Here is a 25,031-nt window from a genome sequence, read left to right as displayed (position 1 = left end):
ACCAAGCAGACAAGCCGAGGGGCTGTCAATGACGGACTTTGCGGCCTCTGTGATCTGCCCATCTCAAAGTCCACGTAGACATCATGACGCTGACGTCGCCGGATCCGTCCGTCGCCCCTCCAGCTTCCGTTCAAACATCGTGCGTGCGAGCACCAGCCGGTCATATTCCTTCATGCCGATCTCGGCGGCCGCCAAAAACGCATGGGCGATGGCCAGCAGCCGCGTCTCACGATCGCGATGCCGGCGCCGATCGACCGAAATCGATTTGAGGCCGAGATTGACGGCCGCCAGATAGGCGCCGGTGGTGATGCCGGCCTGGCGCAAGATGGAGGCCGCAAACAGCCGACCGAGCCAGGGCGCGTGCTGCAGCACTGACAATTCATTCCAGGCATCCAGGGCGACGATCGCCTGCAGCACCGCCGGCAAGTGTTCGACCTTGCGCAACACGCCCCGCCACTCGTCGAGCCGCGCATCCTCGTCCCAGTCGAGATCATAGACCAGCGGATCCTTTTCGGCAGCATGGCTGCTGGCGCGGCCGGGCCGCGTTGCGTTTTCGATCGCGGTTTCCGATCGGGCCAGCACGGCATCGATGGCGGCATAGTCGACGCCAGGCAGATTTTCGACCTCGCCGGCGTCGTCCTCCTCCCCTTCCGGATCGGTTGCGAATGCGCGTCGGGTGGCGGCGACCGTCGTCGCCTCGCCCGTGCCGGTCGACGGGATCTCAGATGTCTGTCGCAGCGCCCGAACGCCGTCTGCCGACAGCGCCCACTCCGGTGACTGAGTTGCAATGCGCCGGCGGGTGCGAAGAACGTCGCGGGCGATGGTGAGTTCGTGGGTGGGGGGTGCGGATATCGCGGGTGGCGTCGTGGAGGACGAGGTCTTCGCGGTGCACGAGTTCGCCATCGATCCATAGGGACGCACAGGCATCGGTAAAATTCTGGCGCTCACACCAGCCGGCCCCGACGGGTGAGCGGGCGATGCGCTCGTCGAGACGGGTGAGCGCGACAACGGCGTCGAAAGCCGGTCGCATCAGGGCTAAAATGCTGATTTTCGCTAGATCATAAGCCACTGAAATCATGGTCAACACACCATTAAGCGGAAGCGATAGCGTCTTTTGGTTCCGTTGGTGGATTGCATTTCCCGTTGTCGTTATAACCATCGATAAGTATCGGTTATCGATGGTGAGCCATCTGACGCAGCTTTCTTACGATCTCACGCCGCGATCATTGTAACCAAAGCATCATGTCCAAACCACAGCTTTCCATTCTTCGCGCCAAGGCTAGGGACCTGGCGCACGCGCTCGCCCGCCGCACCGGCATGCCGGTCAACAAGCTCGAGCAGGCGCTCGAGCACCATGACAGCGAGCTCAGACAGCAGAAGAACCGCCATCCGATTGACGCGGTCTGGGATCTCGCGGCCGACGACCGGAAGGGAACCGCTGCCGGTGTATCCTCCGTCCATGACGAGTTCTACGACGAACACGGCCTTACCGCGTTGATCGCCATCGACCCCTAATGTTTACCGGAAGTGAGCCACTAACTGCCCCTAGGACTATAGCCGCGACTTCAGCAGCGCCAAATGTTCTTCACATACAGTTGCCACGAGCCGATGAAGCTCCGCGGTTCGTTCACCCAGCCAGATCAACGCTTCGTAGCTGATCTCGTAGTACGGCGAGTAGCGCGCCTTTACGTAGGCTTCATTGACTAGATTGAACCAAGCGGTAAAGCGTTGTCGGTCGCGTGGCCATGCCACTGCCAAGCGACGGTCGCGATCCTCGGCGAGTGCACGCAGGAACTTTATGTTATGGGACGCCGGTGCGTAATTCGTAAGCGTTAAAAGCAGGGTTGAATAGGCTTGCTCTATAGATTGATGAATTAGGAACGATGCTTCATCTACGTCGGCTTCGATCGTATAAAAGCGAGCGCCCTTGAGATACTTGCCGGCGCGCCGGAACATCTCAAAGTGCCCTGCCGCAATTCGATACATTTCCGCAGGCGACGTCGGTTTGGGTTCAGGCAGGGGATCATCAGTTAGTTCGTAGAGCACAATGCCGTCGCGTCGGATGTCGGAGAAGAAGGGCTGGCCCATGTGTAGGTGATCGCCGACTTCCCGACGCGAGTGAACAATCACGCCGACTGGCGTCTTGATGCCGCGATCGCGCATTAACCGGTCCTTGGCAGCATACCAATACTCGGGCTCGGTGAGCTTCTTCGTGCTGACGATGATCAGGATGTCGTAGTCGGAGCGGTAGCCCTTCGTCGTGTGCGGTTCATCAACCCAGGTGCCGCGCGCATAGGAGCCGAAGAGAATGATCTTCCAGATGCGGCCCTTCTTCTTGAACTCCGCCTCCCCTCCCTTCAAGGCATCCTCGAACTCCTCGTGAATGATTTCCACGACGCGCGCGAGTTCGCGCTGCTTCTTTTCCGGCAGATGTTCGAGGCTCGATTTCATCAAGGGCAAAACTCCCGCTGAATCATCTATCTAGCGATGCTCTCGCCATGGCGCCACCGTAATTTCTAAGGGTATTGGCGCTGTGTTTGTGGGGACGCCGGTTTGCAGTTGCATGGACCGGCGCTATGCTTCCCGCGTCTGATCTCTTGTATCGAAAGTCACTCATGGCGCCTCGCGGTTCGATCACTCTCGACAGTTTCGCCTTTTCCGCCCTCGCCTCGCGGATGATCCTTGACGACAGGCTGCCCGATGAGACGGCGCAGGCGCGCCTGAAGCAGATCGGCATGTTGAATGTCCTCCAATACATGCTTGAATTGGGCCGCGAGCTCACCGTCTCCGCGATCGTGACGGAAACCGGATTGACCCGGACCGGCGTCAACGAAGTGCTCGAGCCGCTCGTGCGCAAGGGCCTGCTCGTCGAGCGTGTCGGGACAAATGCGATGGGTCGCGGCAAGGCCAGGTTCTTCGAGATTTCTCCGGCGCTGCTCCCCTCCCCTTCTTGAGCGGTGTCGCTCTTTTCGACATTCGTGCTTGAAAACGATCTTTAACTGCCTTATTCAAGTCAGTCAAACCTTGGAGGAGGTGACGCGACGTGGAACCGATTCGCCAGCATCGAGGCTTTTCGCGCTGACTTCGCTGGCCGGTGACGCTCCCGAAGCACTAAATCCAGCGGCAATATTGCCAAAATATGTAGATAAATGGCCCCCGCCGGGCCGTTAACCGTTAATTCCTTGTTCAAATTCGAGAATCGGCTGATAGTGCCGATAATTCGACGATTTTCGATAAAAATCGACACCAAGGTATTTTATTGGATGAACGCGACACCAAAGCCTAAAGCGCCGGCGCCGAGTTTCTCGGACACCATCCTGGATCAGGGCAACGAGATCTCTACGAAACTCGACATGCTGCGCATGGAGAAGTTCCCGCCCAACGCCAAGAAGACATTGCGCAGCTTCTCGTTAGCCGAGGTCGCGGAGTTCCTCAACGTCTCCCCGAGCTACCTGAAGAAGCTCCACCTGCAAGGCAAGGGGCCGCAGCCGGCAACGACCCCGACCGGACGGCGCTACTATAGCGCCGAGCAGATCGGCGAGCTGCGCGAGGTCATCGGCCGCTGGCCGCGCCGACAGCCCGGCGACAAGCTGCAGGTAATCTCCGTCGTCAACTTCAAGGGCGGATCCGGCAAGACCACGACGGCAGTCCATCTATCTCAGTATCTTTCCTTGCGTGGCTACCGCGTGCTGGCCGTTGACCTCGATCCCCAGGCATCGATGTCGGCCCTCTTCGGCATCCAGCCGGAGCTCGACTCCAATCCGTCCTTTTATGAGGCGCTGCGTTACGACGATGAGCGCCAGCCGATCAGCAAGATCATTCAGACGACCAACTTCCCGAACCTCGACATCGTGCCCGCCAATCTCGAGCTGCAGGAATATGAATACGATACGCCGATCGCCATGCAGCGGCGTGACAGTAACGCCGGCAAACTTTTCTATACCCGCATCGGCCAGGCGCTTGCCGAAGTCGACAGCCAGTATGATGTCGTGGTCATCGACTGCCCTCCGCAGCTCGGTTATCTGACGCTGACAGCGCTGACCACCTCGACCTCGGTCCTGATCACTGTGCATCCACAAATGCTCGACATCATGTCGATGTCGCAGTTCCTGCTGATGCTCGGCGGCATCCTGAAAAGCGTCGAAGGTGCCGGCGTCAACGTATCGCTCGACTGGTTCCGCTATTGTATCACCCGCTATGAGCCGGGTGACGTTCCGCAGCAGTCGATGGTCGGTTTCATGCAGAGCATGTTCGCTGAGCAGATGCTGAAGCACCAGATGGTCAAGTCGACGGCGATCTCGGATGCCGGGCTGACCAAGCAGTCGCTCTACGAGGTGGAACGCTCGCAGTTCACCGCGACCACTTACGACCGCGCCCGAGAATCCATGGACAGGGTCAACAGCGAAGTAATCGCACTCATGCACCAAGCCTGGGGGCGGCTAAATGGATAGATCATTGTCAGCCGTACAAATGCCGGTTTTTTCGAAAGGTTTCATCGGCTTAGGCCGAATCAGGGAGGGTTTTCATGGCGCGCCGTGACGTTTTGCTCGGGATCACACAGGCCGATGTCAAGTCGGGCCGCCCGGTAGCCACAGGATATGCCAGCCGCGGCGCCTCCCGCTCGATGATTAGCTCTCTAAATGAGCTCGCAGAGAAGGCAGCACTTGCCGATCAGCTCCATGGCGAGGCCGTCGTCGAGCTTGATCCGGATATCGTCGACGCCTCATTCGTGTCCGATCGCATGGAAGCCGACGACCAGGCCTTCGAAGAGCTGCTCGCGGCCATTCGCGAGCGCGGACAAGATACGCCGGTGCTGGTGCGCCCTCATCCCACCGGTGAAGGTCGCTACCAGCTCGTCTTCGGCCATCGCCGCGTGCGTGCTGCAAAGCTTCTCGGCCGTCCTGTGAAGGCCGTCGTCAAGCCGGTCGATGATATCGGTCACGTGATCGCCCAGGGACAGGAGAACTCCGCCCGCGAAAACCTTTCCTTTATCGAGCGAGCGGCTTTTGCCGACCGGTTGACGGGCCTCGGCTACGAGCGCGCAGTCGTGCAGACCGCGCTGTCGATTGATGCCCCGATGCTGACGCGCATGCTTTCGGTAACCGCGCGTGTGCCCGCCGAGGTGATTGCGGCGATCGGACCGGCCAAATCAGTCGGGCGCGACCGCTGGATCGATCTCGCACAGCTGATTGAAAAGCCCTCGAATACGGCCAAGGCGATTGCGCTGATCGGCGAGGCGGCTTTCCAGGCGATAGGATCTGATCTGCGCTTCGATGCGCTGGTCAAGGACCTGAAGGCGGTGCCGAAGCGCGCCAAGGGCGCAGCCGCTTCCTGGGAGGCAAGCGACAAGGCGCTGTCGGCTGAATTCAAGCCCTCTGGCAAGACGTTTACGGTGGCGCTGAAGGCGAAGAATGCCGGTAAATTCGGCCGCTACCTGTCGGACAATATCGATCGTCTGTACGAAGAGTTCAGACGTCAAGCAGGTGATGAATAGGAGCTAACCCGCAAAAGAAAAAAGCCCCCGCACGAAACCGCAACGGAAGCTTTCCTCGTAGTCTGGACAACTTCGAGAATCGCACTTCCGGGAATCAGTGTCAAGAATATTTGCGCTAGTTTCGGCGAGCGGATTTCTTTTGCCTCTTGAAAGGTGAAGGAACATGCAGAGCGGAAGTGTATCGACGCCCTTTGGGCGGCGGGCGATGACGCTTGCCCTGGTGAAAGGGCAGCTTCAGACCCGAAAGGCAAACACGGAAGGCACGGTCGACAAGTGGCGTGTCTACCGCGACGCCTGCGAGGCGCGCGAACGCCTCGGAGTGACCGACAGGGCGCTCGCTATCCTGAGCGCCCTGCTCTCCTTCCATCCGGACCAGGAGCTTTCCGGCGATGGGTCGCTTGTTGTCTTCCCCTCCAATGCTCAGCTCTCGCTGAGGGCAAATGGGATTACCGGCACCACGCTCAGGCGCCATCTCGCAAGCCTCGTCGAATCCGGCCTGGTGATCCGCAACGACAGCCCGAACGGCAAGCGTTATGCTCGCCGCGGCGATGCCGGCACCGTCGAGGAAGCCTTTGGCTTCGACCTGTCGCCTTTGCTCGCCCGCCAGGTGGAACTTGCACTGATGGCTCAGCAAGTGGTCGCTGAACGAAAGGCCTTCAGGCTTACCCGGGAGAGGCTGTCGATTGCCCGTCGCGACGTGCGCAAGCTGATCAGCGCCGCAATGGAGGAGGGGGCTGCGGGCGATTGGGCCGCGATCGAGGCGCAGTTCCTGGCGCTCATTGCAAGGCTGCCGCGCAACCCGGATCGCGTAACGCTGGAAGATGTCGCCGAGGAAATGGCCATGCTTCGCGACGAGATCCTTATCGTGCTGGAAAATCAGCTGAATGTTCAAAAAACAAGCGGCAATGATGGCCAAAACGGCTGCCACATACAGAATTCAGATACCGAATCCCTCAATGAACTTGAACCAGCTTCGGAAGAGAAGCAGGAGGCGAAGCCGAGGATAGAGCCGAGATCTATGCGCGAGCCGATCAAGGCGTTCCCGTTATCGCTCGTCTTGACGGCTTGCCCGGAGATTGCCGCTTACGGGCCAGGCGGGGCGGTGGGAAGCTGGCGCGACCTGATGTCGGCGGCTATCGTCGTCCGATCGATGCTCGGCGTCAGTCCGTCGGCATACCAGAATGCTTGCGAAATCCTCGGGCCTGAAAACTCCGCGGCCGTCATGGCCTGCATCCTCGAGAGGGCGGGGCATATCCAGTCGGCCGGGGGCTATCTGAGGGATTTGACACGACGCGCTGAGCGTGGTGAATTTTCACTCGGACCGATGCTGATGGCACTCGTGCGTAGCCAGCCCTCGACATCCCGGCGAGCCTAGCCCGAATTTCGTCCCTCCGAAGGGCAACCTGCCTGAGCGAACAAAACCGGATGTTTGGTTCCGTTTGCAGCTTTTCGTTAAGGTTGACATGGTGTTAACACCTAGGCGATGCGCGGGCTCAAGGGCTAGCTGATGCGAAAAGCGGGGGAGGGGAGGGGACGGACCAAGCCGCGCCCGGCGTGGGCCCCAGGCGCGCGTCATGCCAACCGGGTTTGAATATTCGGTGATCGGTTTAGCGGCGGCTCGCGTGTCGTCAGCGATAGTCTCGCGGTAGTGCGGCTTCGCTTTCGCCTCCCACGGTAAGTGGTGCCGGTACCTCTTTTACATGCTCCCTGCCGCGACGTCGGGGAGGGCTGCTCAGCCGTCATGACCGAGATGATGAAAGACGCGTAGCCAGAACGAATAGTCCGAGCTTCGCCCGTTGCCGCGCGCATGGATAGCACACCACGCGACTGCGGTTTTGGCGTTATGTCCATAGACCAGGCGGGCAGCACCAGCCGCCGCGTCCACAGAAATGCCTTCAGACTCCGCAGCGTCCAGCCGGCCGGCCAGCGTATCAATCGGATTTTGCATCGACGATGTCCTGTCACCGCCCAGCGCGAGTTGATCATGATTGGATGCCTGGACGTTGAAACCCAATGGGCCACGATCACGTGCCGTCCTCTGGCAGCCTCTCAGGCTCGTCGTCCTTCGATGCAGGCTACTTTTATTATGTTACAACAAAAAATGCGGCGCAAGCCTTCATAAATCGCGCATAACGTGTTCTAATGCGTCTATATGGAGGAATTGCTGGCCATAGTTGTTCCGTCGGCCTGCGCACGCGAACTGTTGTGATAGCAAAATGTCATTTCAAGCCAAGATTTCCACGAGATGTCTCATACAGACCGGCATTGCAATCCTCTCGGAAGATGCCGACTACTACCTGATGCTCTCGCACGTGCTCGCCACCGACGGTTATCCGTCGCTTCTCGCCGACGGCGTCGAGACCGCGATCGCTTTGATCGCCGAAGGGAAAGTCGCCGCAGTGCTCGTCGACTGCCAGCCGGGATCGACTGTTCTTTCCGAGCTATCCTTGCGCGTCAGACAGGAAAGCCTCGACGGCAATGTTCTCATCATTGCGCTGGTGGCAGGCGGCGTGCCCTTTATCGACGTGCTGAAATCGGGCGCCGATGAGAACTTCATCCGACCCCTGAAACCCTCAGGACTCCTGTCCTACCTTCATTCTCGGCTGGGGGAGGGGAGTGGGGCGGACCCCTTGTCCGCACCGCCGCAGCATCCCGGACTTCGGCTCGACCCCGATACCCGGCAGGCTTTCGCAGATGGCAGCCCGGTCGGCCTCAGTCCCATTGAGTTCCGCATCCTGTCGGCCTTGATGACAACGCCGGGGCGGGTTTTTACAAGGCTCGATCTTATCGAGGCAGTCTGGCCGGCCGGAAACTTCGTCGATCCGCGCACCGTCGACGTACATGTGGCGCGTCTTCGCCGGTCGCTGCGGAAGGCCCTTGGGCGCGACATGATCCGGACGGTTCGCGGCGAGGGCTACGCCGTCAAGGTGACGTGACATTCGTCACATTCGCGTCGTGGCCGTCACGCAATCTTATCGAAATCTTCGTCGAGGCTTCGTTGTATGAAGTGGTCACTCCTCCTTACGCTTGAACCGTTTGGTGCGGGAGGAGGATCCCATGCAGAATGAGAAGCAGCGTGACGAACGGCCTTCGCGATATCGCAACACGGCAGGCCTCATCCAGTCATCGGCGCCGCATTTCGCCGCCGCCCATCTGAATGGTCTGATGGCACTTTATGTCAGGCCGCTGAAAGGACGGCGGGTCGAGATCGGTGTGCCCAACGGGAAGTCGCGGGAGGTGACCGATTTCGTGCGCTGTTCCTATCTCGGCCTCGACAATCATCCCGCGATTACGACCGGTGCTGCGGCGCTTGTCGTGCATTATGGCGCGCTTCACTGGTCCTGCGCGCGAACCAGATTGAACTTTGCAGCCCTTGGCGAACTGGAGGAGGCGCTCTCAGACCTCTTTGAGGCGCGCGTGATCACCTATTCGACCGTGCTCGCCGCCAATATGAGCGCCTTGCCACTGATTGCCTCCGGGGCGCTGACGGAAGGTATAAAACCGGTCATGGTGTTTGACCGCCTGGCGCACGCAACGCTTGCCTACCACAAGCCGGTCGTCGCCGAGGAAGCCGATGTGCGCACCATATCGCACAACAACCTTGCGGAGCTGGAGGAGATCTGCCAGGCGCATCCCTGTGTCGCCTTCATTTGCGATGGCGTTTATTCCATGGGCGGGAGCGCTCCGCTGGGCGCGCTCCTCGAACTGCAACGGCGCTACGGCCTGTTCCTCTACATCGATGATGCGCATGGCATCTCGATCTTCGGCGAGAAAGGCGCAGGTTATGCCCGCTCGCAGATACCGCATGGGCTCGGCGACCGCACGATCATCGCAGCCTCCCTCGGTAAAGGCTTCGGCGCATCCGGTGGCATGCTGATGCTCGGCACACGTGAGCAGGAGGAGATCTTCCGCCGTTTCGCGCTCGCCCATGCGTTTTCAGCTTCGATCAATGTTGCTGCAATCGGAGCGGCGGCGGCCTCAGAAAGGCTCCACCGCACGGAAGAGCTCGGGCTGCGGCAGCGGAGACTTGCTGCAAACATTGCGCTTTTCGATGAACTGGTGCCGACGGCGCAGGCGGGATCGCTGCTGCCGATCCGGACGGTCGTCATTGGCGATGAGCTGGCGGCAATCGGCGCGGCAAGGCTCGTCCTCGATGCCGGAAGCTATGTCTCGGCGATTTTCTTCCCAACTGTGGCCTCCGGTCGAGCCGGCTTGCGGATTTGCCAGACCGCCGATCACACCGTCGATGAGATTCGCGCGCTTGCAGCAGCAGTCAACGGCGCGCTGGAGCGGTAAGGAGCCGGCGAGGGATCTGGATCCGCCATCAAGAAAGGAGGCGGGATACGGTCTCGATCAACTTCTCTTCATTGTAGGGTTTGTCCAGTACGGCATCGAAGATGTTTGGATGAGCTCGGCCGATACCGCCCTGCGCGCCGGTGACCAAAACGATAGGGATGTGGGCGAGGTCTTTATCCTCCCTCATCGTCTTTGCGAGCTCAAGCCCCGTCATCAGTGGCATCATAAAATCCGTTACCACAAGCGCTGGGTTCTTTTCACGCACCAGAGCAAGGGCTGCCCTTCCATGAGGAGCTGACGCTACTTCGTAACCGGCATCCTCCAGCATCATGACGAGCACGTCGGCAATCAGGAATTCATCCTCGGCGATCACGATCAGCGGCATCCAGCTCCTGCTTCCTCTTCAAAATGCTAGAGTCCGACCGGTTTTGCCAATCCCGTCGTCGCGCCGGAGACAGGCTCCAGCGGCGGTCCAACCAACAGTCCTTTCGACCCGAAGCCGATTTCGCGGATCACCGGTTCGTAAGCTCTATCTCTCACTTTCAGCACCGAAATGGTCCGTACGAAGCGAGAGCTGATCTCTACATGGCGCAGCATCACCAGATTATCCAGGAGGCTGGAGATTTCCGATCCCGGCGCCATGACGCTCGGGCCAAAAAGCTCCCGCAATTCCCAGGTCGCAATAGCCGTAACGCCGAGCGCCCGTAGTTCGTTCGTAAGCGCCGCAAAAAATTCCACCAGGCGCGGCGGGTAGATTGCGGCGCGTTCGAAACCACCCAGTCCGTCGATCACCAAACGCTTGGTGCGCTGTGCCCTTACCTCGTCGAGTAGCCGATGCCCGAGCTTGTCGAGGAGGTTTTCGGTCATCGGATTCCAGATGACCTTCAAAGTGCCCGCTTTCACCGGCTGATCCAGATCCAGCCCAAGCGCGCGGGCCTTGCTCATCAGCCGTTCAGGGGTTTCGTAGAAGCCGAAATGCAGCGCCGGCTCTTCCTCGCTGGCGCGGGCCAGGAAATTCAGACCAAGTGAAGTCTTGCCGCAGCCGGAGGGACCAAAAACGAGCGTAACAGAACCGTCCTGCAGACCGCCGCCCACCATTGCGTCCATGCCTTCAGTTCCCGAAGTCAGCACCTCAGACGCAGCCTGATCGGGAACGCTTGATGTTGCGAGCGCTGCTTCAAGCCGCGGATAGACCACGATCCCAGCTGAAGTGATCTCGAACTGATGGTGACCGCCTAGAGCGGCACTCCCTCTGGATTTCCTGACTTGCAGCCGTCTTACGGAGCGCACCCCGACCAGCTCATTATGTAGGTCTATGACCCCATCCACCATCGTATGCTCAGGGCTATCTTCGGCAACGCGTGTACTGGTCAAGAAAAGGACGGAGCAGCCAACGAACGCCGCCTGACTTTGCACCTCGGCAACGAAAGTCTTGACGTCGATATCTGTGTCTGCACGATCGTGCGCGTTCAGCAGGCCGTCAAAGACCAAAAGGGTTGCCCCCTGTCGCGCGATCTCCTCCCGGATCAGCTTTACTACGGCCGACAGGCCCTCGTCCCTTAGCGTCTGAAAGACGCTGACATAGGACACCTTCGTGCCAAGTTTCTCCCGGTCAAAAAAATCGAGGGTTCCGAGAGCCTGAAAAAGACGCTCATGGGTTTCTGCCAAAAGGGTCACATAGAGAACCGATCTGCCGCTGGAAATGCTCGCGAACGCGACCTGATTGGCAAAGATCGTCTTGCCTGCGCCTGGATGGCCCTGCACGATGTATGAAGCGCCCTCGACCAATCCTCCTTTTAGGATCGTGTCCAGGCCTGCGATTCCCGTCGTCAGTCGTGGAAGTGTTTGTGTCAAAGGGGCCGTCCCGTCTCGCTGTGTTAGCGCACCGTAGGATCGTCACGCGAATTTGCAACCGTTTATCGTCTTAGGGGTATCTTCATCGAGAATAGGGGTTATGGTCTTCAGGCTACTCTTGCGTCAAAATTGCAGTCCCTGAGGGAATGGACCGTATGCCAGCTCTCGACGACCAGCCGCATTTACCAGACTTCGAAGGCAGGTTTCTCGAACTCGAGGAAACCGTAAAAGCTGCACGTTCCGGCCATGACGCGGCAGCTTTCCTCGCTGCCATCGTCGAGTCATCTGAAGATGCCATTATCAGCAAGAGCCTCACCGGCACCATCACCACCTGGAACAAAGCGGCCGAAAGGCTCTTCGGCTATAACGTCGGCGAGGCCGTCGGTCAGCCTGTAACGATGCTCATCCCCGAGGATCGGCTCGACGAAGAGCCCGGCATCCTGGCGCGGATTCGCGCCGGCGAGCGGATCCAACATTTTGAGACGATCCGCCGGCGGAAGGACGGAACACTGATCGACGTCTCTCTGACAGTTTCGCCGATCAGAGATCGCAAAGGTAGAATCATCGGTGCATCCAAGATCGCGCGCGACATCTCGGAGCGAAGGCGTGCCGCAGAGCACCAGGATCTGTTGCTGCGGGAAATGCACCACCGCGTGAAAAACCTGTTCGCCATCACGAGTAGCATCATCACGCTGGCGGCGCGCAATGCCAGTTCGGCCGCCGCGCTGGCAGCAGACATGAAGGACCGACTGGTGGCCCTGTCGCGTGCTCATGAGATGACCCTGCCGAGCTTCACCGGTGATGATGCGTTTCGCGAGAGGCCTGCGACGTTGTTTCAACTGTTGTCGAGCATCCTGAAGCCGTTCGCGGAAGAAGATGGCAGCCGATGGACGCTATCGGGTGAAGACATCGAGGTTCCGAAAGAGCACGTCACCAACTTAGCTCTCCTTTTCCACGAGCTCGCGACCAACGCTGCCAAGTACGGAGCGCTGTCGGTACCGGGGGGCAGGCTGGAGATTCAGGCTGTTTCGGAAGCTGAGACGTTCCATCTGCTCTGGAAGGAGATCAACGGGCCTGACCAGCCCGCTGCTCCAGGTCACCAGACGGGTTTCGGAACCAGACTAGAGGCAATGGTCACGCGCACTCTGCAGGGCGAGATCATACGGGAATTGCGGCCGGAGGGCCTCCGCCTCTCCCTGAAGGCTCCTGCAGGGTTTCTGACGAACCCCCAGTAGTCGGTCCAAGAGCCCCAAGCTACTACGCAGGGTCGCAGCCCCCCTAATATCAGCAAAATGTAAGGTTGACCCCAGTGAGCCCGTGGCCTACTAAGCACTCTCGATACTTTGTTTGCCGATCTTTGCTTTTGCAGCGCCTCGCGCCTCTTGATCATCTTTCCCTCTCAAAAGTCGAAACAACCGCCGTGCGTCGCCCGGCGGGCAGATCAATCTTTGCTATGAAAGGGTTCGTTATGACCACTGGCACAGTTAAATGGTTCAATGCCACCAAGGGCTTCGGCTTCATTCAGCCTGACGACGGCAGCGCCGACGTTTTCGTTCACATCTCCGCCGTCGAGCGCGCCGGCTTGAGCTCGATCGTTGAAGGCCAGAAGCTCGGCTTCCAGCTGGAGCAGGATCGCAAGTCCGGCAAGATGTCTGCAGGCCAGCTTCAGGCCGCTTAAATTTCAAGCCTTCCATGACCACGGATGTACTGGCATGGCGGGTAAAGCATTGAAGGCCAGGCTGACGTCTGGCCTTTTCCGTCTGAACTTTGTGGCCGATGAGTCCTATCAGGCGGGCGATCGTTACCTGCGCCACGAAGACGCGTTCCGGTCCAGGTTGGTTCCATATCTGGAAAACCGCATAAAGACCGGGATAGCCCTTGTCGCGGACATCGGCCGCGAGCGTCTCCCATAAGAGGTACTGAGATGAACAGCACCACCATAGCCGCACCGACGGCCGAGTTGACGCCAACCCAAATAAGGGGGTTGAAACTTGCGAAGGACGGCGACCTTTATCCTCAGGATGCAAAAAGATGGACGCATCTCAATGCCACCGTCACCTATGCAAGGTCTGACCGCTTCAAGGAGCGCCCGATCAAGGTAAAGTTCATAACGGCCGCCACTTTGGAGCAGCTCCGAGAGCAGGGGTTGGTGCGCGGCCTTAATCCCGACGTCAGCACCGCGGATTCCGCGCACGCGATAACGATGGCGGGAAAGATGTGGCTGCTGAAGCACAAGTAACACGGCCATCCCGTAGCGGGCATGATGACCGGCCTCGCGATGTCGCGCCTCTCGAGTTCGGATCAGTCGACCTCGACTGTCAGACATGCGGCGCGTGCTGCTCGTATTCGTCGGATTGGCCAAGGTTTACCACGGAAACCGACGAAACCCTCGAAAGGGTTCCGGCGCATTTCGTCGCCGCAGATCAACGAGGCATGCGCTGCGACGGCTCGCGCTGTTTAGCGCTGCTGGGCCGCGTCGGCGCACAGACATCTTGCCTCGTCTATGAAGTTCGACCCGACGTGTGCCGCGCATGCGTTCCCGGCGATCATGCTTGCATCACAGCGCGAAACGCGTTTGGATTGTCCTAGACGGAGAGCTGCGCAACTCGCTCGTCGACGGCTCACAGCCTCGCGTCCGCTCCGTCTCTCTACATTGTTATAATAGCTTGAGACGTTGCACTGACCGATAGCGCCATTGATCCATGGCCTCAAGCAAGGAAAAGCTTCGAATGGCAGCCTCGGTAGGTAGCCAGACTGTAGACCGTGGGTCGAATAGTCTATGGGATCCAATCTCCCATCGCTGCCCTTTGTTTGACGATTGCGTTGATGGCCTGCGGCTCGATGACCCGCCGCGAGACGATGTTTCCATTGGTCGGTTGCCCGAAACACGATGCCTTTCTCGATCTTCGCCGCCTGCAGCCAGCCGTTCAAGGCATCCACGGGCACCGATCAGGTAGACGACCTCGTCGCGATTGCCCTCGCCGGCCTTAGTGCGGCCGAGATAGATCGAGATCGAAGGCAGCGTCGTGCCGTCCCGGCTCCTCGGCCGTGATCTGTTCACGCCGGAGAGACGCGATCTCGATGCGGCGCCGGCCCCCCGGATCCGAAGGCGATCATCAGGATTGTCCGGTCGCGCAGGTCACGCAGGCTGCCGGTGCGAACGGCGCCGCTATGGTCGTTCGCCGACCGTCCGATCTCTGCAAGACGGTGGCCTCTGCGAACCGGGGCAAGCCGGGCCGGCAAGCCGTCTCGGACGCCCATCAACACCAGGCAGATGCCGATGAACCTCTTCTGATGATCGCCGTGGGCTACTGTGTTCTAAGCAGCAGCTCCCTGGCTGCGTTCGCATTCACCGGATGTCAATTCCGGGATCGGTTTTTGGGAACAATTCGAAGCCTTGTTATGAGCAAACCGGTTGAACTCCCGCGTGACGGCGGTGAGGGGTTCGCCCTTGCGGAACTAGCGCACGTCGTCACCACCTGCCGTGATGAGGTGAAAATGGATGACGACCGTCAGGTTCAGGGGAAACGCGACTCGCTGGCGACAGTACCCGGCATCAGGAGGCGCTCGGCCGATGGCGAGGAGATCGAGGAAGCGCCCCATTGGAAACGCAATCCTTCATCTGGCGAATCTCGATGAATCGACATTTATAGTTGACGATGCGAGCGTCATTTTAGAGGGCCTGACTTTCGACTATCGTAAATGCCGAGCCCTTTCCAAGAAATTTGGCAGCCGATTGGCAGTCAAGGAATAGTCAAGACGGCGCAAGTGATGGTCTGCGCTCCGACGAAAAACCTGAACCGACTGCAGCAATATCATAGCGCACTCGGACTATCGAAGTGGAAGTTTCATTCCCGAGATTCACCCGGAAAGCCTTCGTTGCAGCGCTGGTCGCATCTCGCCAGGCAGTATTCCTCCTGTTGACCACCTACCGACCTCGCGAGCAGCGATAGTTCCCGTCTCAGGTTCCGGCTCAACCCCCATGCGCAATTATACGGACGAGTTCCTCGATGCCGCGAGATTGGATGCCCAGTTCTTTCAGGCCCGGCAGATCGTTTGCTGCGACATTGTCACTCCGCATGAGATCGACTTGGTTGCGCGTTAGGGAGACGGCGGGAAGAAACTCCGCAGCACTCGCCACCATGCTCCATACCGCGAATGGCACGGGTACAAGCCTGATTCGCGCGTTGAGGTGAGTGGCGATCTCCTGGACGAGTTCCTGATAGGAATAAATGCGCGGACCGGCGCACTCGAAGACCGAAGCATCCGTGGAATATTGTCCCGAGGCCAAGCGGCTGACGGCTTCCGCCACGTCCTCGACATAAACCGGTTGCAGCAGAGTGCCGCCTTCTCCAAACAGCGGATAGATCGGGAGGATGCGCACCAGCCTGGCGATCCTTGTGATGAACGCGTCGTCGGGTCCGGCCATTATGGCGGGGCGGACGATCACCGCGCCTGGAAACGCCGCCATCACCACCTCCTCGCCGCGGCCCCGGGCCCTTATGTAATTCGAACGGGATTTGGGATCCGATCCGATGCCCGAAATCTGGACGAACATCTCGACGCCTGCATCCCGCGAAGCGGTTGCTAGATCGGCCGCGGCTTCTACATGGACGCGCTCGAAGGTCTGCTCCCCGCGTTCGACATAAAGGCTGACCGCATTTACAACCGTGCGAGATCCAGTGACGGCAGCGGTGATTGAGGATGAATCGAGTATGTCCGCCTCGATCTGCTGTGATGGCTTCTTGCCAGACGCGTTGTCCGACTTATAATTATGCGGATGGCGCGAGACGGGACGTACGTCAACAGCCTTGTCCAGAAGCCTGCTTACGATCCGCCGCCCGAGGAAGCCCGTTCCACCGAACACCGTCACAGTGTTCTCGCCGGCTAAATCATTTCGACCGGATTGGTTAGTCATCTTGCTTCTGAGACCCTCCTGACCTAGCGACGGTCCTGTTCTCCGCGTTTGCCGGAGTCCCCGCCTCAGCGCTTGATCCGCTCGGCGGGATAGGAGTTTCTGGTTCCGCGAGTCATCGCTGGCTGCCGAACCCATAAGGCATCACCCCATTGCACGGCTGATCGGAGGAAGGCATTCGAGGGCAGCTACAAGGAAACGTTTCCGATTGGCATCCGTTCCGAGACTTTGATGTCGTTTCGGCCCTAGCGCGCTGCAGGCTCACTCATCATGTACGAAGCGGGCACTGTAAAGTTTCTCGGCCAGAATCATGGAGGATGGCATTGGCTCAGGCGGCTTCGATGCGCGCGATTGCACTCCACATTTGCATGGCAATTGCGTCGTCATCAGCCGCCTTGGGTACACGACGACGCCTAGTTTCCGCGCCCGATTTCTTATTCTCGTCCTTCGCGGACGTGCTCGGCGCAATTGGCTTCGACCTCCTTTGGCGACCGCTGCGGGTCGGCCTCTTTCACGAAACGGATCATGCATCAATCTCCTGCACTGGCGGATCGGGGAAGCGCTCCCGACACCGGAGCGCAGGAGCAGGTCTTCTTGAAAAGAGGTTCTCAGACGGCGAGAGCGGTGGCGCAACCTTCGACACCGCCGCTGTCGGGCGATGTCTGTCCAGGCATGATCGCCCAACCGCCGGCTTCGATGAACTGACGCTTGCCGTAGGTACTGCCAATCGCCTTAAACTCGATAAGTTTCGAGGCGGCGTCCGGCGCCGTTTTGAACCGCTGAACGCATATGGCCGCTGCCAGTTCTTCGCGCGCAATGTTGGCTGCTGTCGCCGCCGATGTGCGCGACGTGCCGCCCGTCACCCAACCGCCCCAGCCGAATCCGATGATCATCGTGGCGATTGCCGTGACCATGCAAGCCCAAACGAGCAACGTCTTGGATGGCTGATAGCTGTCGAAATGCTGGGTGATCGATGTCTTGCTGCCGTTCTGCGTTGCCATTGGAATTCTCCATATCCGTCGTTGTTCGGGTTCCGCCGCCCGGCCACCCGGCCGAATGGTTCAGGCACTGCTTTCAGTATCCCATGCCGCTCATGCCGCCGTTTCCGGTGCTTTGGGCAGAGTCTCTCGCGGGAATGTCAGCGATCGTGGCTTCGGCGGTAATTAGAAGTGCCGCGATCGAGCCGGCGTCCTGCAAAGCGGTCCGCACGACTTTGGCGGGATCGACGATGCCGGCCTTGATCATGTCGACATACGTTTCCGTCTGCGCGTCGAAGCCCTGGTTGGGATTCTTGCTGTCGGCAAGTTTTCCAATGACGATCGAACCTTCGACGCCGGCATTGTCGACGATCTGCCGGATCGGCGCTTCGAGCGCTCTGCGTACGATCGAGATGCCTGCCGTGATGTCTGCGTTTTCGCCGGTGAGTCCGGCAAGGGCCGATTTCGCACGCAGCAGTGCCACGCCGCCGCCGGGTACGATACCTTCCTCGACCGCCGCACGGGTTGCGTTCAGCGCGTCATCGATCCGGTCCTTCTTTTCCTTAACCTCCGTCTCGGTCATGCCGCCGACGCGGATCACCGCGACGCCGCCGGCGAGCTTGGCGAGCCGTTCCTGCAGCTTTTCTTTGTCGTACTCGGATGTCGTTTCTTCGATCTGCGTCTTGATTTGGCTGATGCGCGCCTCGATGGTCGCTTTCTCGCCGGAACCATCGATGATGGTCGTCCTATCTTTCTCGATCAGCACGCGTTTGGCGCGCCCGAGCATGTCGAGTGTCACATTCTCCAGCTTGATGCCGAGATCCTCGGAGATCATCTGGCCGGCCGTGAGGACGGCGATATCGTCCAGCATGGCCTTGCGACGATCACCAAAACCCGGCGCCTTGACGGCTGCGACCTTCAGGCCGCCGCGCAGCTTATTGACGACGAGCGTTGCAAGCGCTTCGCCTTCGACGTCCTCGGAGATGATCAGCAGCGGCTTGCCGCTCTGTACCGCAGCCTCCAGGATCGGCAGCAGTGCCTGTAGGTTGCCGAGCTTCTTCTCGTGGATGAGAATATACGGATCCTCCAGCTCGACGCGCATCTTCTCGGCATTGGTCACGAAGTACGGCGAGAGATAACCGCGGTCGAACTGCATGCCTTCGACGACGTCGAGTTCGGTATCGGCGGTCTTGGCCTCTTCGACGGTGATGACGCCTTCGTTGCCTACCTTGTCCATCGCCTTGGCAATCATCTCGCCGACGCTCGCATCGCCATTGGCGGCAATCGTGCCGACCTGGGCGATCTCGCTCGACGAGCTGACCTTTGTGGCGCGCGCCCTGATTTCCGTAAGGACGGCGGCAACACCGAGGTCGATGCCGCGCTTCAGGTCCATCGGGTTCATGCCAGCCGAAACCAGCTTGGCACCTTCGCGAAAGATGGAGGCAGCAAGCACAGTCGCTGTCGTGGTGCCATCGCCGGCAAGGTCATTGGTCTTTGAAGCCACCTCGCGCACCATTTGCGCACCCATATTCTCGAACTTGTCTTCAAGCTCGATTTCCTTGGCGACCGATACACCGTCCTTGGTGATCCGCGGCGCCCCATAGGATCTGGCGATGACGACGTTGCGGCCCTTGGGGCCGAGCGTCACCTTGACAGCATTGTTGAGCAATTCCACGCCGCGCAGCAGTCGGTCGCGGGCGTCGGTGGAGAAGATGATTTCCTTGGCAGACATGGTCTTTGGCCAGTTCGGGCTTGAGATAAGGGAATTCGACGGATCAGGCAGCCTTGTCGACGGTCGCGGTCTTCTCGACGATTCCCATGATGTCGGCTTCCTTCATAATCAGCAGGTCTTCGCCATCGATCTTGACCTCGGTTCCGGACCATTTGCCGAACAGGATCGTATCGCCGGCCTTGACCTCGCGCTGGATCAGCTTTCCGTTTTCGTCACGGGAGCCGGGACGGACGGCGATCACTTCGCCCTCCTGCGGCTTTTCCTTGACGGTATCGGCAATGATGATCCGACCCTTGGATTTGGTACCACCTCCGGCGCGTCGAATGACGACGCGGTCGTGGAGCGGGCGGAATGTCATGGAAATCTTTCTGCGGCCGGCGCATAGGGCCAGCTACAATTCCTAAATAGCATTGTTCGCACTCGATTGATAGGAGTGCCGAAAAATATTATCTGGGTTCCGAAGTTACGCGAGAATAATATTCATCGCTTCGCATGGTGATTACTAAAATACGGTAGGAATTACGGTCATGTGACATTACAAATATTCTGAGATAAATCGTAAAAAGACTTCGAGAGCCTTGATTGAAACTCAATCGGGGCTTACAGATGTATCTCATTGATTTGGTCTATCTGGCTTCGCGGCGTCAGAGACTACGACCCGCCATACACTCCGAGTTCTCGATAGCGAAAGCATGGTGCCGTTTCGGGGCGCATGTCGTTGCGTTCGAATTAGAATGAACTCATGCGCTGACCGCGGATGTACCGGCAGCCTTGGGATCATTCCGGTTCGGATGTGAATGATAGAGGAGCCGCATCCGCGTCTTTTCCCGGAGACCAGCCATCATGCACAATCGTACCACGCAAACCGTCATCAGCTTTCCGTCTCCGTTCCTGCTGTCGGCCTTCGAGACGCCGCAGATCGCCGGAGATTATCGCGTCGATTATGACGAGGAGCCGATCGAAGGCGCCTTCTGGCTGGCATGGCGACGTATCGCCGCCTTCATCCAGCTGCCGGCGATCGCAGGGCAGAGTTCGGCGTAACAGATGCTGCCGATCAATATATCGGAGCGCGAAACCATCCTCGAAAGGACCACCAGCCATTATGACCACCCCAGCCATTCCACAACGCAATGCCCGCCCCAGCCGCCGAGACCCAGCAGCGCATATCTTTGCGGTGGGACAGTTCGTCCAGCTCAAGGGCAGGTTCCGGATATTCCCTTCCACGTCGACGGACACTCCGAGAGGAAATATGCTGCAATACCGCATCCGCAACGAAGACGAGCGTCATGAGCGCGTGACGACGGAAGACACTCTGGAACCGGTTCGCTCGTCCCCTGATGGTGCCGATGCAACTCTCATGAAGAGAACCTTCGGCCATGGCTGACGGACAGAATGAAGAAGGATTGGCATCATGAACACTGAGGGCAAAATCGAACGAAGAGCGAATGCTATCGCTCTTGGGAGATGGGAAAACGAAGGTGGTGCTCCTGACCATGACTCGATGGACATTCAATATGGCCGTCGCGTCGAATCCGATCGCTCTTGGACGGTTTATCATGTCTTCAACGGCGTTCCGGCGCGAGCAGATGGCCATGCCATGAGCGGCATGAGCCGATCGGACGCGACGAAGGGCATGATGTCCTTCAACCTTATCAATACGGGACGCCGAAGGGAGAGAACCAGATTGTCAGAACTTGCCCGGGAGACGCGCGAAACGCCTGGAGGCCAATCATGACGCTCGCCTTTCCCAATCCGAGCCGCAGCTTCGACGCGGTCAGAAATGCCGTCCGCTTCATCGGCCACGACGGCATGTTCGAGGTTTTGTTCTTCGTGGAGATCGATGCGCTTGCCAAATCCGATACCGAGTTGCACAGGACGCGAGCATCGGAATCGAGATGCCTTTTGGCTTTCGATTCCTTGCGCAATTCCATTCACGAGGTCGCGCGCAAGGTCTACTCTCATCGCCGCGGTACCTCCTACACGCTCACCGCGGCGGATTTCCGTCAGGCGAACCCCGATTCCTATAAGTCAACAAGTTCAAATACCTAGCGCTGATGTCGGCGCACTTAGGTGCAAAGCGGAAATTATTGCGCATGACGGGCAGGAGAGATCGGAAATTACAAGTCTCGGTGTGATCAGGCCGAGCTCTGCACCTGGGGCCACGGGGCGCACCCTCGGAAATTATTTCCCCTACTGACCCCGACGGCAATCCTGCGCCGACTAACTGCTGGCAGCTTTCGCCCGCAGCTGGACCCGTCGATTGTCCCACCCGTTTGTCACATCGAAAAACTGCGTCAACGGGTGTCACGTACAGCTTCCGCTGTGCATCGGCACCGAAGGTTGACCCCTCGCGATGTGAGCGTAGGGCTTTGATTTACAAGTACAAAAATAAATTTGGATGGGGTTACGGTCGGCGCCGATGATGACCCCACCGACGCCATGAGTTTGCCTGCAAACTCATGCTGACAGTCGGCTCGGGGGTCGGTGGTCACTGCGGATTCACAGCAGGCGACTGGCGACCAATTCGATGGACCGCTCACAAAGCCAAAGATATTTCTATCGGAACGTTTGCCTCCCGGGCAGCCCCAATGAACGCCTCCCGCGCCTGGTCTGGCGTCGCTATTCCGGCTGCAACATCGGCACAAATTTGAATCGCGTTAGTATAGGCGTTGCCTTCTTTTTGAGGCCACGAGCTCGTAAGGATGTCCACTGCATCTTTGGTCGTGTTGACTGACAGGGATCTCGCCAGTTTTGTTGCAGATTACCAAAATGGGTGTGATCCACCGCCTGTTAGTCATGGCCCCAGCCCCCTCAACAGCAGCGATTACGTTACGCCCGCACAGCAAGTTCGCAACATCCAAAAATTGGAGGCGCACACGTTTCAGCGTGTAGCGATATGAGCTTCCTGGACCGCCTCCAGAAAGGCGAGGCGGGCTTGAAGCGGAGAAAACAATCCTTCACCGGCCCCAGAGCACATCTGAAGTGCACGAAAGAAGGCCGTTCCGCTGGTAGTAGGCCATTCTGTGGTCAAAAGATCGAAGGCTTGCGCGGCGTTGCCGACCATCTTCCATCTGCGGTTTACTGTCCAATGCAGCAAAACAGCCGATCCCCACGTGTTCTCGGGGATTGTCATTGTACGGGCTTTCTGGTCCGCGTCGTGCAGACAAGTACTTAACTGGGCTGAATGAAGGAACTTCAATAGCGTCCGCAAATTAGATTTGGCTTATGCAGTCGCGCCTATCAACGCCATTCGAGCCGCAAGCATGCTGCGCCGTCGGGCCGGAAGGCGAGGAAAGAGGAAAGTCGCGGCTTGTGAGAAAATGACAGCCATGCATTCAATATTAGCTATGAGCGATCTTATATCTAGTCGGAAGAGTGCAGCGTGCAGTTGGAAGAGTACGAGTTTGAGCGAGTTACATATCACCAAGCGGGAGAGGGAAATCCTCACTCTGATGTGCGACGGCAAGAGCGCACAAGAGATCGCTATGATCCTTGGGTGCTCGGTGCATACCGTTCGAACGCACATCGAATCCCTCAAGGATACCTTCTCCGTCTATAAGGACACGGCGCTCGTGGCGGCAGCTATTCGCAAGGGCGTGATTGAATGACCGGTCCGAGCGAGCATCTCGAAAGCCCAGGCGATCTTCGCGGAATATGGCATTGAAGTCGTGCCTGCGAACGTGATGCCGGCCAAGTTCTGCGCGTCAGTGTCACGACCGCCTCCTTTTGCTGTGGGCGGCACGGCTACGCTGGGGACCAGGGCTGCCAGAACAATCTACCTATAGGGATTCAGCCTTGTCGCATCGCAGGTGGTATGCCTACCTCACTTGGCCGAAACGGGCCGATCCTATGGGCTCGGCTGCAGAGAAAGGATGATTTTAAACCCTAAATTGCGCACGGCAAAGACCTCAGCGTTCCGATGCGCTGACGAAGAGGGACTGGCAAAGTCAGATTCGTTCGTCTCCGTTTGGCGCAAAGTTGCCGCTCAATACGCCCCCTTAGGCGTGGCGGCATCTGCTAACCAATAGGGGAATCTGCTGCTGAACTTGTTATCAACACAATGCGACTCTAGATGATGGTCATCGGCATTGCTGATTGAGCGCTGGCATGCATCTGTCGCTCGCAAGGCCGCAGTCGCTTTCTGCTTTTGACCACGGATGTACTGGCACTGGTTTGAGATGCGATGTGAGGAAGGTCGGTGCGATTTCGCTCCGGCCTTTTTTGTTTTCTGACCGTCAAAAGCAAAGGGCCGCAAAAAGGTTCGCAAATTGTACTGATCGCCCTACATCCTTCTAAGCAAGGAGAGCGATATGACCTGTCTCATGCATTTTGCAGCTAGCTCGAATGGTGATCGCTGGTTCTTAGGTACTGACGATGTCACCAAGGAGGATTTCGTCCTCCACCGCGGTAACCCCTCCTCCGGAGGGCATGAGACGATATCTGCTGTTGAGGTGTTTCTGAATACGCGCCCCTTCGGTCCAGAGCGCGACGCTTTACTTGCGATGCTTGCAATGCGCGATGATCATAACGCGCCAGACTCTCCTGCACCGTCGGAGCGGGGAGGTTGAGGAATCGCCCACGCTAACCACGGCACCAGCCCGTCCGGGAACACCGTGGCCGAAATCGGCCTCGCTCTTCCAAGAATGGCGATCAGCCAACCAACGATCATGATGAAACCCGGTTGAGGCGGGTCACGTTGCAATCCTCACGGAGGATTCGCCATGCGTGTGCATTTGAGCGTCATCTATGTTGCACTCCTCGCCGGAAGCGCATCGGCTCAAACGCTGAACACAGATGATTTCGTCTTCGCCAACCGAGCAGCACAGGTCATCGGCGGTGCTGATGCCTGCGGTTATAAGCTTGACGATGAGAAGCTTACCGCGTTCATGGCCAAGATAGCCGACCTCGACGCAACGTCGAGAATGCAGTTCACCAATGCCCAAGGCATGCAGGCGCGGGTGATCAATTCGATGATTGAAAAAGAGAAGAAAGCCCAGTGCGCGCTTCAGGCCAAGATGGCCCAAGAGTATGGCATCAGTCGCTGACTATCGACATCGACGTCGATCGCGAAGCTGTAGAAAATCAACTATTCAGCTGAGGCAGTGGGCGCATCTCGTCCGCCTTGGCCCTGGCTTCATCGACGTTCTCAGCAGGGAACATCGTAACGAAGTAGTTGTCACCGGGTTGAATTTTCTCCTGCATGTGCTTCTCAAGCGCCTCGGCGTCAGCGCTATTGTCAAAGACATCGTGCAGACGGTTTCGCGTCTCGTCCGTATGAATGGCATAAACGTAAAATCTCATCGGAGCCTCCCTTGCTTGAGAGTGAAATAGGGCGCCGTGACAAGTTTTCAGAATCCTTGGGAGGCGGGGGGAACTCCGCAGCTGGCGATTAAAAACATTCGTTGCCGCGTGGCCGGAGATAATCTGGCCGTGACGGGGAGAGACCCAGCATCGGGTCTGGGCCTTGCCGGGTCTCCTTTTGCTGCAGGAGGACGTGCGGCCCGAGGACGTAGATCGGGATCTGCTGATTCGACCATCGAAATGAACCAGTAGGGTGATAACCGCCGTTTAAGATCCACTGGGCACATTTCGAACCGAGACGATCAGCGGAGTGTGAAGCTGCGCCAGTTTGATAGTCGCGCCTTCGCAAGCACTGTCCGCGCTTCGCGACCGACGAGCAGCATAGTGAAGATCAAAGCAAGCGTGAAGAAATCCCAGAACATTCGCGCACCTCGAAAAATTAAGAAAGAGCGGGCCGCAGCT

Annotated in this window: 27 protein-coding genes and 4 pseudogenes; 18 read left to right on the top strand and 13 right to left on the bottom strand. The window is 58.5% G+C overall.

All coding sequences use genetic code 11. The features are described from left to right. Positions 1–105 precede the first annotated feature (105 nt). Positions 106–1,078: pseudogene (locus HGP14_RS28260) on the bottom strand (RHE_PE00001 family protein); the annotation flags it as partial. 164 nt (positions 1,079–1,242) lie between these two features. On the opposite strand from HGP14_RS28260, the gene HGP14_RS28255 reads away from it, so the two are divergent. Next, positions 1,243–1,515 carry a type II toxin-antitoxin system VapB family antitoxin gene (locus HGP14_RS28255; RefSeq protein WP_168833177.1) on the top strand — a complete coding sequence of 91 codons (273 nt, stop codon included), beginning with the start codon at positions 1,243–1,245 and terminating at the stop codon, positions 1,513–1,515. A 36-nt stretch (positions 1,516–1,551) separates the two neighbouring features. Here HGP14_RS28255 and HGP14_RS28250 read toward each other — a convergent pair whose 3' ends face one another. Then, entirely contained in the window at positions 1,552–2,451 is a 900-nt protein-coding gene (locus HGP14_RS28250) for a nucleotidyltransferase and HEPN domain-containing protein (RefSeq protein WP_168833176.1), read from the bottom strand. Between the two features lie 164 nt (positions 2,452–2,615). Between HGP14_RS28250 and HGP14_RS28245 the strand changes: the two genes are divergently transcribed. From HGP14_RS28245 to repC, 4 genes are all read left to right on the top strand, one after another. Next, on the top strand, positions 2,616–2,954 hold the full coding sequence (locus HGP14_RS28245) for a helix-turn-helix domain-containing protein (RefSeq protein ID WP_168833175.1): 339 nt from the start codon (positions 2,616–2,618) through the stop codon (positions 2,952–2,954). Between the two features lie 309 nt (positions 2,955–3,263). Beyond that, complete coding sequence (gene repA / locus HGP14_RS28240) at positions 3,264–4,451, top strand: plasmid partitioning protein RepA (protein WP_168833174.1); 1,188 nt, start codon at positions 3,264–3,266, stop codon at positions 4,449–4,451. Positions 4,452–4,525: 74 nt separating this feature from the next. Next, on the top strand, positions 4,526–5,494 hold the full coding sequence (gene repB, locus HGP14_RS28235; protein ID WP_168833173.1) for a plasmid partitioning protein RepB: 969 nt from the start codon (positions 4,526–4,528) through the stop codon (positions 5,492–5,494). Between the two features lie 163 nt (positions 5,495–5,657). Continuing rightward, positions 5,658–6,869 (top strand): plasmid replication protein RepC, encoded by a 1,212-nt coding sequence (gene repC / locus HGP14_RS28230; protein WP_168833172.1) that lies wholly within the window; start codon positions 5,658–5,660, stop codon positions 6,867–6,869. Between the two features lie 357 nt (positions 6,870–7,226). Here the strand turns inward: repC and HGP14_RS28225 are convergent, their stop codons facing one another. Continuing rightward, positions 7,227–7,442, bottom strand: coding sequence for a hypothetical protein (locus HGP14_RS28225; protein WP_246704626.1), 216 nt, complete (start codon positions 7,440–7,442; stop codon positions 7,227–7,229). Positions 7,443–7,710: 268 nt separating this feature from the next. Here HGP14_RS28225 and HGP14_RS28220 point away from each other — a divergent pair, with 268 nt between their 5' ends. Beyond that, complete coding sequence (locus tag HGP14_RS28220; protein ID WP_168833171.1) at positions 7,711–8,430, top strand: response regulator transcription factor; 720 nt, start codon at positions 7,711–7,713, stop codon at positions 8,428–8,430. A 121-nt stretch (positions 8,431–8,551) separates the two neighbouring features. Beyond that, the gene (locus HGP14_RS28215; RefSeq protein WP_168833170.1) at positions 8,552–9,790 is read left to right on the top strand and encodes an aminotransferase class I/II-fold pyridoxal phosphate-dependent enzyme; all 1,239 of its coding nucleotides are present in this window, start codon (positions 8,552–8,554) and stop codon (positions 9,788–9,790) included. Between the two features lie 28 nt (positions 9,791–9,818). Here the strand turns inward: HGP14_RS28215 and HGP14_RS28210 are convergent, their stop codons facing one another. Further along, a complete protein-coding gene (locus HGP14_RS28210; protein ID WP_168833169.1) occupies positions 9,819–10,175 on the bottom strand; it encodes a response regulator in 357 nt (118 codons plus the stop codon). A 26-nt stretch (positions 10,176–10,201) separates the two neighbouring features. Beyond that, on the bottom strand, positions 10,202–11,644 hold the full coding sequence (locus tag HGP14_RS28205; protein WP_246704625.1) for an ATPase domain-containing protein: 1,443 nt from the start codon (positions 11,642–11,644) through the stop codon (positions 10,202–10,204). 155 nt (positions 11,645–11,799) lie between these two features. Here HGP14_RS28205 and HGP14_RS28200 point away from each other — a divergent pair, with 155 nt between their 5' ends. The 5 genes and pseudogenes from HGP14_RS28200 to HGP14_RS28180 form a co-directional block, all read left to right on the top strand. Further along, positions 11,800–12,879 carry a PAS domain S-box protein gene (locus HGP14_RS28200; protein ID WP_168833168.1) on the top strand — a complete coding sequence of 360 codons (1,080 nt, stop codon included), beginning with the start codon at positions 11,800–11,802 and terminating at the stop codon, positions 12,877–12,879. Positions 12,880–13,112: 233 nt separating this feature from the next. Beyond that, a complete protein-coding gene (locus tag HGP14_RS28195; protein ID WP_168833167.1) occupies positions 13,113–13,322 on the top strand; it encodes a cold-shock protein in 210 nt (69 codons plus the stop codon). A gap of 34 nt (positions 13,323–13,356) precedes the next feature. Then, positions 13,357–13,557, top strand: coding sequence for a hypothetical protein (locus HGP14_RS28190; protein ID WP_168833166.1), 201 nt, complete (start codon positions 13,357–13,359; stop codon positions 13,555–13,557). An 11-nt stretch (positions 13,558–13,568) separates the two neighbouring features. Continuing rightward, positions 13,569–13,883, top strand: a complete 315-nt coding sequence (locus tag HGP14_RS28185) for a hypothetical protein (RefSeq protein WP_168833165.1) — start codon at positions 13,569–13,571, stop codon at positions 13,881–13,883. A gap of 65 nt (positions 13,884–13,948) precedes the next feature. Further along, a pseudogene (locus HGP14_RS28180) lies at positions 13,949–14,233 on the top strand (YkgJ family cysteine cluster protein); the annotation flags it as partial. A gap of 36 nt (positions 14,234–14,269) precedes the next feature. On the opposite strand, the pseudogene HGP14_RS35785 reads toward HGP14_RS28180, so the two are convergent. Beyond that, positions 14,270–14,800: pseudogene (locus HGP14_RS35785) on the bottom strand (integrase); the annotation flags it as partial. A 246-nt stretch (positions 14,801–15,046) separates the two neighbouring features. On the opposite strand from HGP14_RS35785, the gene HGP14_RS35780 reads away from it, so the two are divergent. After that, entirely contained in the window at positions 15,047–15,283 is a 237-nt protein-coding gene (locus HGP14_RS35780) for a hypothetical protein (protein ID WP_246704624.1), read from the top strand. A gap of 334 nt (positions 15,284–15,617) precedes the next feature. On the opposite strand, the gene HGP14_RS28170 is transcribed toward HGP14_RS35780, so the two are convergent. From HGP14_RS28170 to HGP14_RS28155, 4 genes are all read right to left on the bottom strand, one after another. Beyond that, a complete protein-coding gene (locus tag HGP14_RS28170; RefSeq protein ID WP_168833163.1) occupies positions 15,618–16,562 on the bottom strand; it encodes a complex I NDUFA9 subunit family protein in 945 nt (314 codons plus the stop codon). 605 nt (positions 16,563–17,167) lie between these two features. Further along, the gene (locus tag HGP14_RS28165; protein WP_168833162.1) at positions 17,168–17,560 is read right to left on the bottom strand and encodes a hypothetical protein; all 393 of its coding nucleotides are present in this window, start codon (positions 17,558–17,560) and stop codon (positions 17,168–17,170) included. Positions 17,561–17,633: 73 nt separating this feature from the next. Next, complete coding sequence (gene groL / locus HGP14_RS28160) at positions 17,634–19,268, bottom strand: chaperonin GroEL (RefSeq protein WP_168833161.1); 1,635 nt, start codon at positions 19,266–19,268, stop codon at positions 17,634–17,636. 43 nt (positions 19,269–19,311) lie between these two features. Beyond that, the gene (locus tag HGP14_RS28155; protein ID WP_168833160.1) at positions 19,312–19,626 is read right to left on the bottom strand and encodes a co-chaperone GroES; all 315 of its coding nucleotides are present in this window, start codon (positions 19,624–19,626) and stop codon (positions 19,312–19,314) included. 485 nt (positions 19,627–20,111) lie between these two features. On the opposite strand from HGP14_RS28155, the gene HGP14_RS28150 reads away from it, so the two are divergent. The 3 genes and pseudogenes from HGP14_RS28150 (at position 20,112) to HGP14_RS28140 (ending at position 21,317) form a co-directional block, all read left to right on the top strand. Next, positions 20,112–20,309 (top strand): hypothetical protein, encoded by a 198-nt coding sequence (locus HGP14_RS28150; protein WP_168833159.1) that lies wholly within the window; start codon positions 20,112–20,114, stop codon positions 20,307–20,309. Between the two features lie 61 nt (positions 20,310–20,370). Then, positions 20,371–20,683, top strand: a pseudogene (locus HGP14_RS36525) (hypothetical protein). Positions 20,684–20,999: 316 nt separating this feature from the next. Then, on the top strand, positions 21,000–21,317 hold the full coding sequence (locus tag HGP14_RS28140; protein WP_168833157.1) for a DUF1488 domain-containing protein: 318 nt from the start codon (positions 21,000–21,002) through the stop codon (positions 21,315–21,317). Positions 21,318–21,804: 487 nt separating this feature from the next. Here the strand turns inward: HGP14_RS28140 and HGP14_RS28135 are convergent, their stop codons facing one another. Next, the gene (locus HGP14_RS28135) at positions 21,805–22,005 is read right to left on the bottom strand and encodes a DUF982 domain-containing protein (protein ID WP_246704631.1); all 201 of its coding nucleotides are present in this window, start codon (positions 22,003–22,005) and stop codon (positions 21,805–21,807) included. 144 nt (positions 22,006–22,149) lie between these two features. Beyond that, on the bottom strand, positions 22,150–22,401 hold the full coding sequence (locus HGP14_RS36780; protein ID WP_409527111.1) for a DUF982 domain-containing protein: 252 nt from the start codon (positions 22,399–22,401) through the stop codon (positions 22,150–22,152). A 271-nt stretch (positions 22,402–22,672) separates the two neighbouring features. Between HGP14_RS36780 and HGP14_RS35770 the strand changes: the two genes are divergently transcribed. Continuing rightward, positions 22,673–22,876: a helix-turn-helix domain-containing protein gene (locus HGP14_RS35770; RefSeq protein WP_281408129.1), complete on the top strand. Its 204-nt coding sequence runs from the start codon at positions 22,673–22,675 to the stop codon at positions 22,874–22,876. Positions 22,877–23,989: 1,113 nt separating this feature from the next. Then, positions 23,990–24,313 (top strand): hypothetical protein, encoded by a 324-nt coding sequence (locus HGP14_RS28120; protein WP_168833155.1) that lies wholly within the window; start codon positions 23,990–23,992, stop codon positions 24,311–24,313. 37 nt (positions 24,314–24,350) lie between these two features. Here the strand turns inward: HGP14_RS28120 and HGP14_RS28115 are convergent, their stop codons facing one another. Further along, entirely contained in the window at positions 24,351–24,569 is a 219-nt protein-coding gene (locus HGP14_RS28115) for a hypothetical protein (RefSeq protein WP_168833154.1), read from the bottom strand. Positions 24,570–25,031: the final 462 nt, after the last annotated feature.

The sequence above is a fragment of the Rhizobium sp. P32RR-XVIII genome, from assembly GCF_012641395.1.
GTDB lineage: Bacteria > Pseudomonadota > Alphaproteobacteria > Rhizobiales > Rhizobiaceae > Rhizobium.
This window is presented reverse-complemented; position numbering and strand designations above follow the sequence as displayed.

Coding starts and splice junctions, on each gene's coding strand:
- HGP14_RS28200 (WP_168833168.1), top strand. CDS start 11,800: ATGCCAGCTCTCGACGACCAGCCGCATTTACCAGACTTCGAAGGCAGG.
- HGP14_RS28115 (WP_168833154.1), bottom strand. CDS start 24,569: ATGAGATTTTACGTTTATGCCATTCATACGGACGAGACGCGAAACCGT.
- HGP14_RS35780 (WP_246704624.1), top strand. CDS start 15,047: ATGAGCAAACCGGTTGAACTCCCGCGTGACGGCGGTGAGGGGTTCGCC.
- HGP14_RS28140 (WP_168833157.1), top strand. CDS start 21,000: ATGACGCTCGCCTTTCCCAATCCGAGCCGCAGCTTCGACGCGGTCAGA.
- HGP14_RS28250 (WP_168833176.1), bottom strand. CDS start 2,451: ATGAAATCGAGCCTCGAACATCTGCCGGAAAAGAAGCAGCGCGAACTC.
- repC (WP_168833172.1), top strand. CDS start 5,658: ATGCAGAGCGGAAGTGTATCGACGCCCTTTGGGCGGCGGGCGATGACG.
- repA (WP_168833174.1), top strand. CDS start 3,264: ATGAACGCGACACCAAAGCCTAAAGCGCCGGCGCCGAGTTTCTCGGAC.
- HGP14_RS28195 (WP_168833167.1), top strand. CDS start 13,113: ATGACCACTGGCACAGTTAAATGGTTCAATGCCACCAAGGGCTTCGGC.
- HGP14_RS28185 (WP_168833165.1), top strand. CDS start 13,569: ATGAACAGCACCACCATAGCCGCACCGACGGCCGAGTTGACGCCAACC.
- repB (WP_168833173.1), top strand. CDS start 4,526: ATGGCGCGCCGTGACGTTTTGCTCGGGATCACACAGGCCGATGTCAAG.
- HGP14_RS28255 (WP_168833177.1), top strand. CDS start 1,243: ATGTCCAAACCACAGCTTTCCATTCTTCGCGCCAAGGCTAGGGACCTG.
- HGP14_RS28120 (WP_168833155.1), top strand. CDS start 23,990: ATGCGTGTGCATTTGAGCGTCATCTATGTTGCACTCCTCGCCGGAAGC.
- groL (WP_168833161.1), bottom strand. CDS start 19,268: ATGTCTGCCAAGGAAATCATCTTCTCCACCGACGCCCGCGACCGACTG.
- HGP14_RS28155 (WP_168833160.1), bottom strand. CDS start 19,626: ATGACATTCCGCCCGCTCCACGACCGCGTCGTCATTCGACGCGCCGGA.
- HGP14_RS28245 (WP_168833175.1), top strand. CDS start 2,616: ATGGCGCCTCGCGGTTCGATCACTCTCGACAGTTTCGCCTTTTCCGCC.
- HGP14_RS28210 (WP_168833169.1), bottom strand. CDS start 10,175: ATGCCGCTGATCGTGATCGCCGAGGATGAATTCCTGATTGCCGACGTG.
- HGP14_RS28170 (WP_168833163.1), bottom strand. CDS start 16,562: ATGACTAACCAATCCGGTCGAAATGATTTAGCCGGCGAGAACACTGTG.
- HGP14_RS28215 (WP_168833170.1), top strand. CDS start 8,552: ATGCAGAATGAGAAGCAGCGTGACGAACGGCCTTCGCGATATCGCAAC.
- HGP14_RS28220 (WP_168833171.1), top strand. CDS start 7,711: ATGTCATTTCAAGCCAAGATTTCCACGAGATGTCTCATACAGACCGGC.
- HGP14_RS36780 (WP_409527111.1), bottom strand. CDS start 22,401: ATGACAATCCCCGAGAACACGTGGGGATCGGCTGTTTTGCTGCATTGG.
- HGP14_RS28150 (WP_168833159.1), top strand. CDS start 20,112: ATGCACAATCGTACCACGCAAACCGTCATCAGCTTTCCGTCTCCGTTC.
- HGP14_RS28165 (WP_168833162.1), bottom strand. CDS start 17,560: ATGGCAACGCAGAACGGCAGCAAGACATCGATCACCCAGCATTTCGAC.
- HGP14_RS28190 (WP_168833166.1), top strand. CDS start 13,357: ATGGCGGGTAAAGCATTGAAGGCCAGGCTGACGTCTGGCCTTTTCCGT.
- HGP14_RS28225 (WP_246704626.1), bottom strand. CDS start 7,442: ATGCAAAATCCGATTGATACGCTGGCCGGCCGGCTGGACGCTGCGGAG.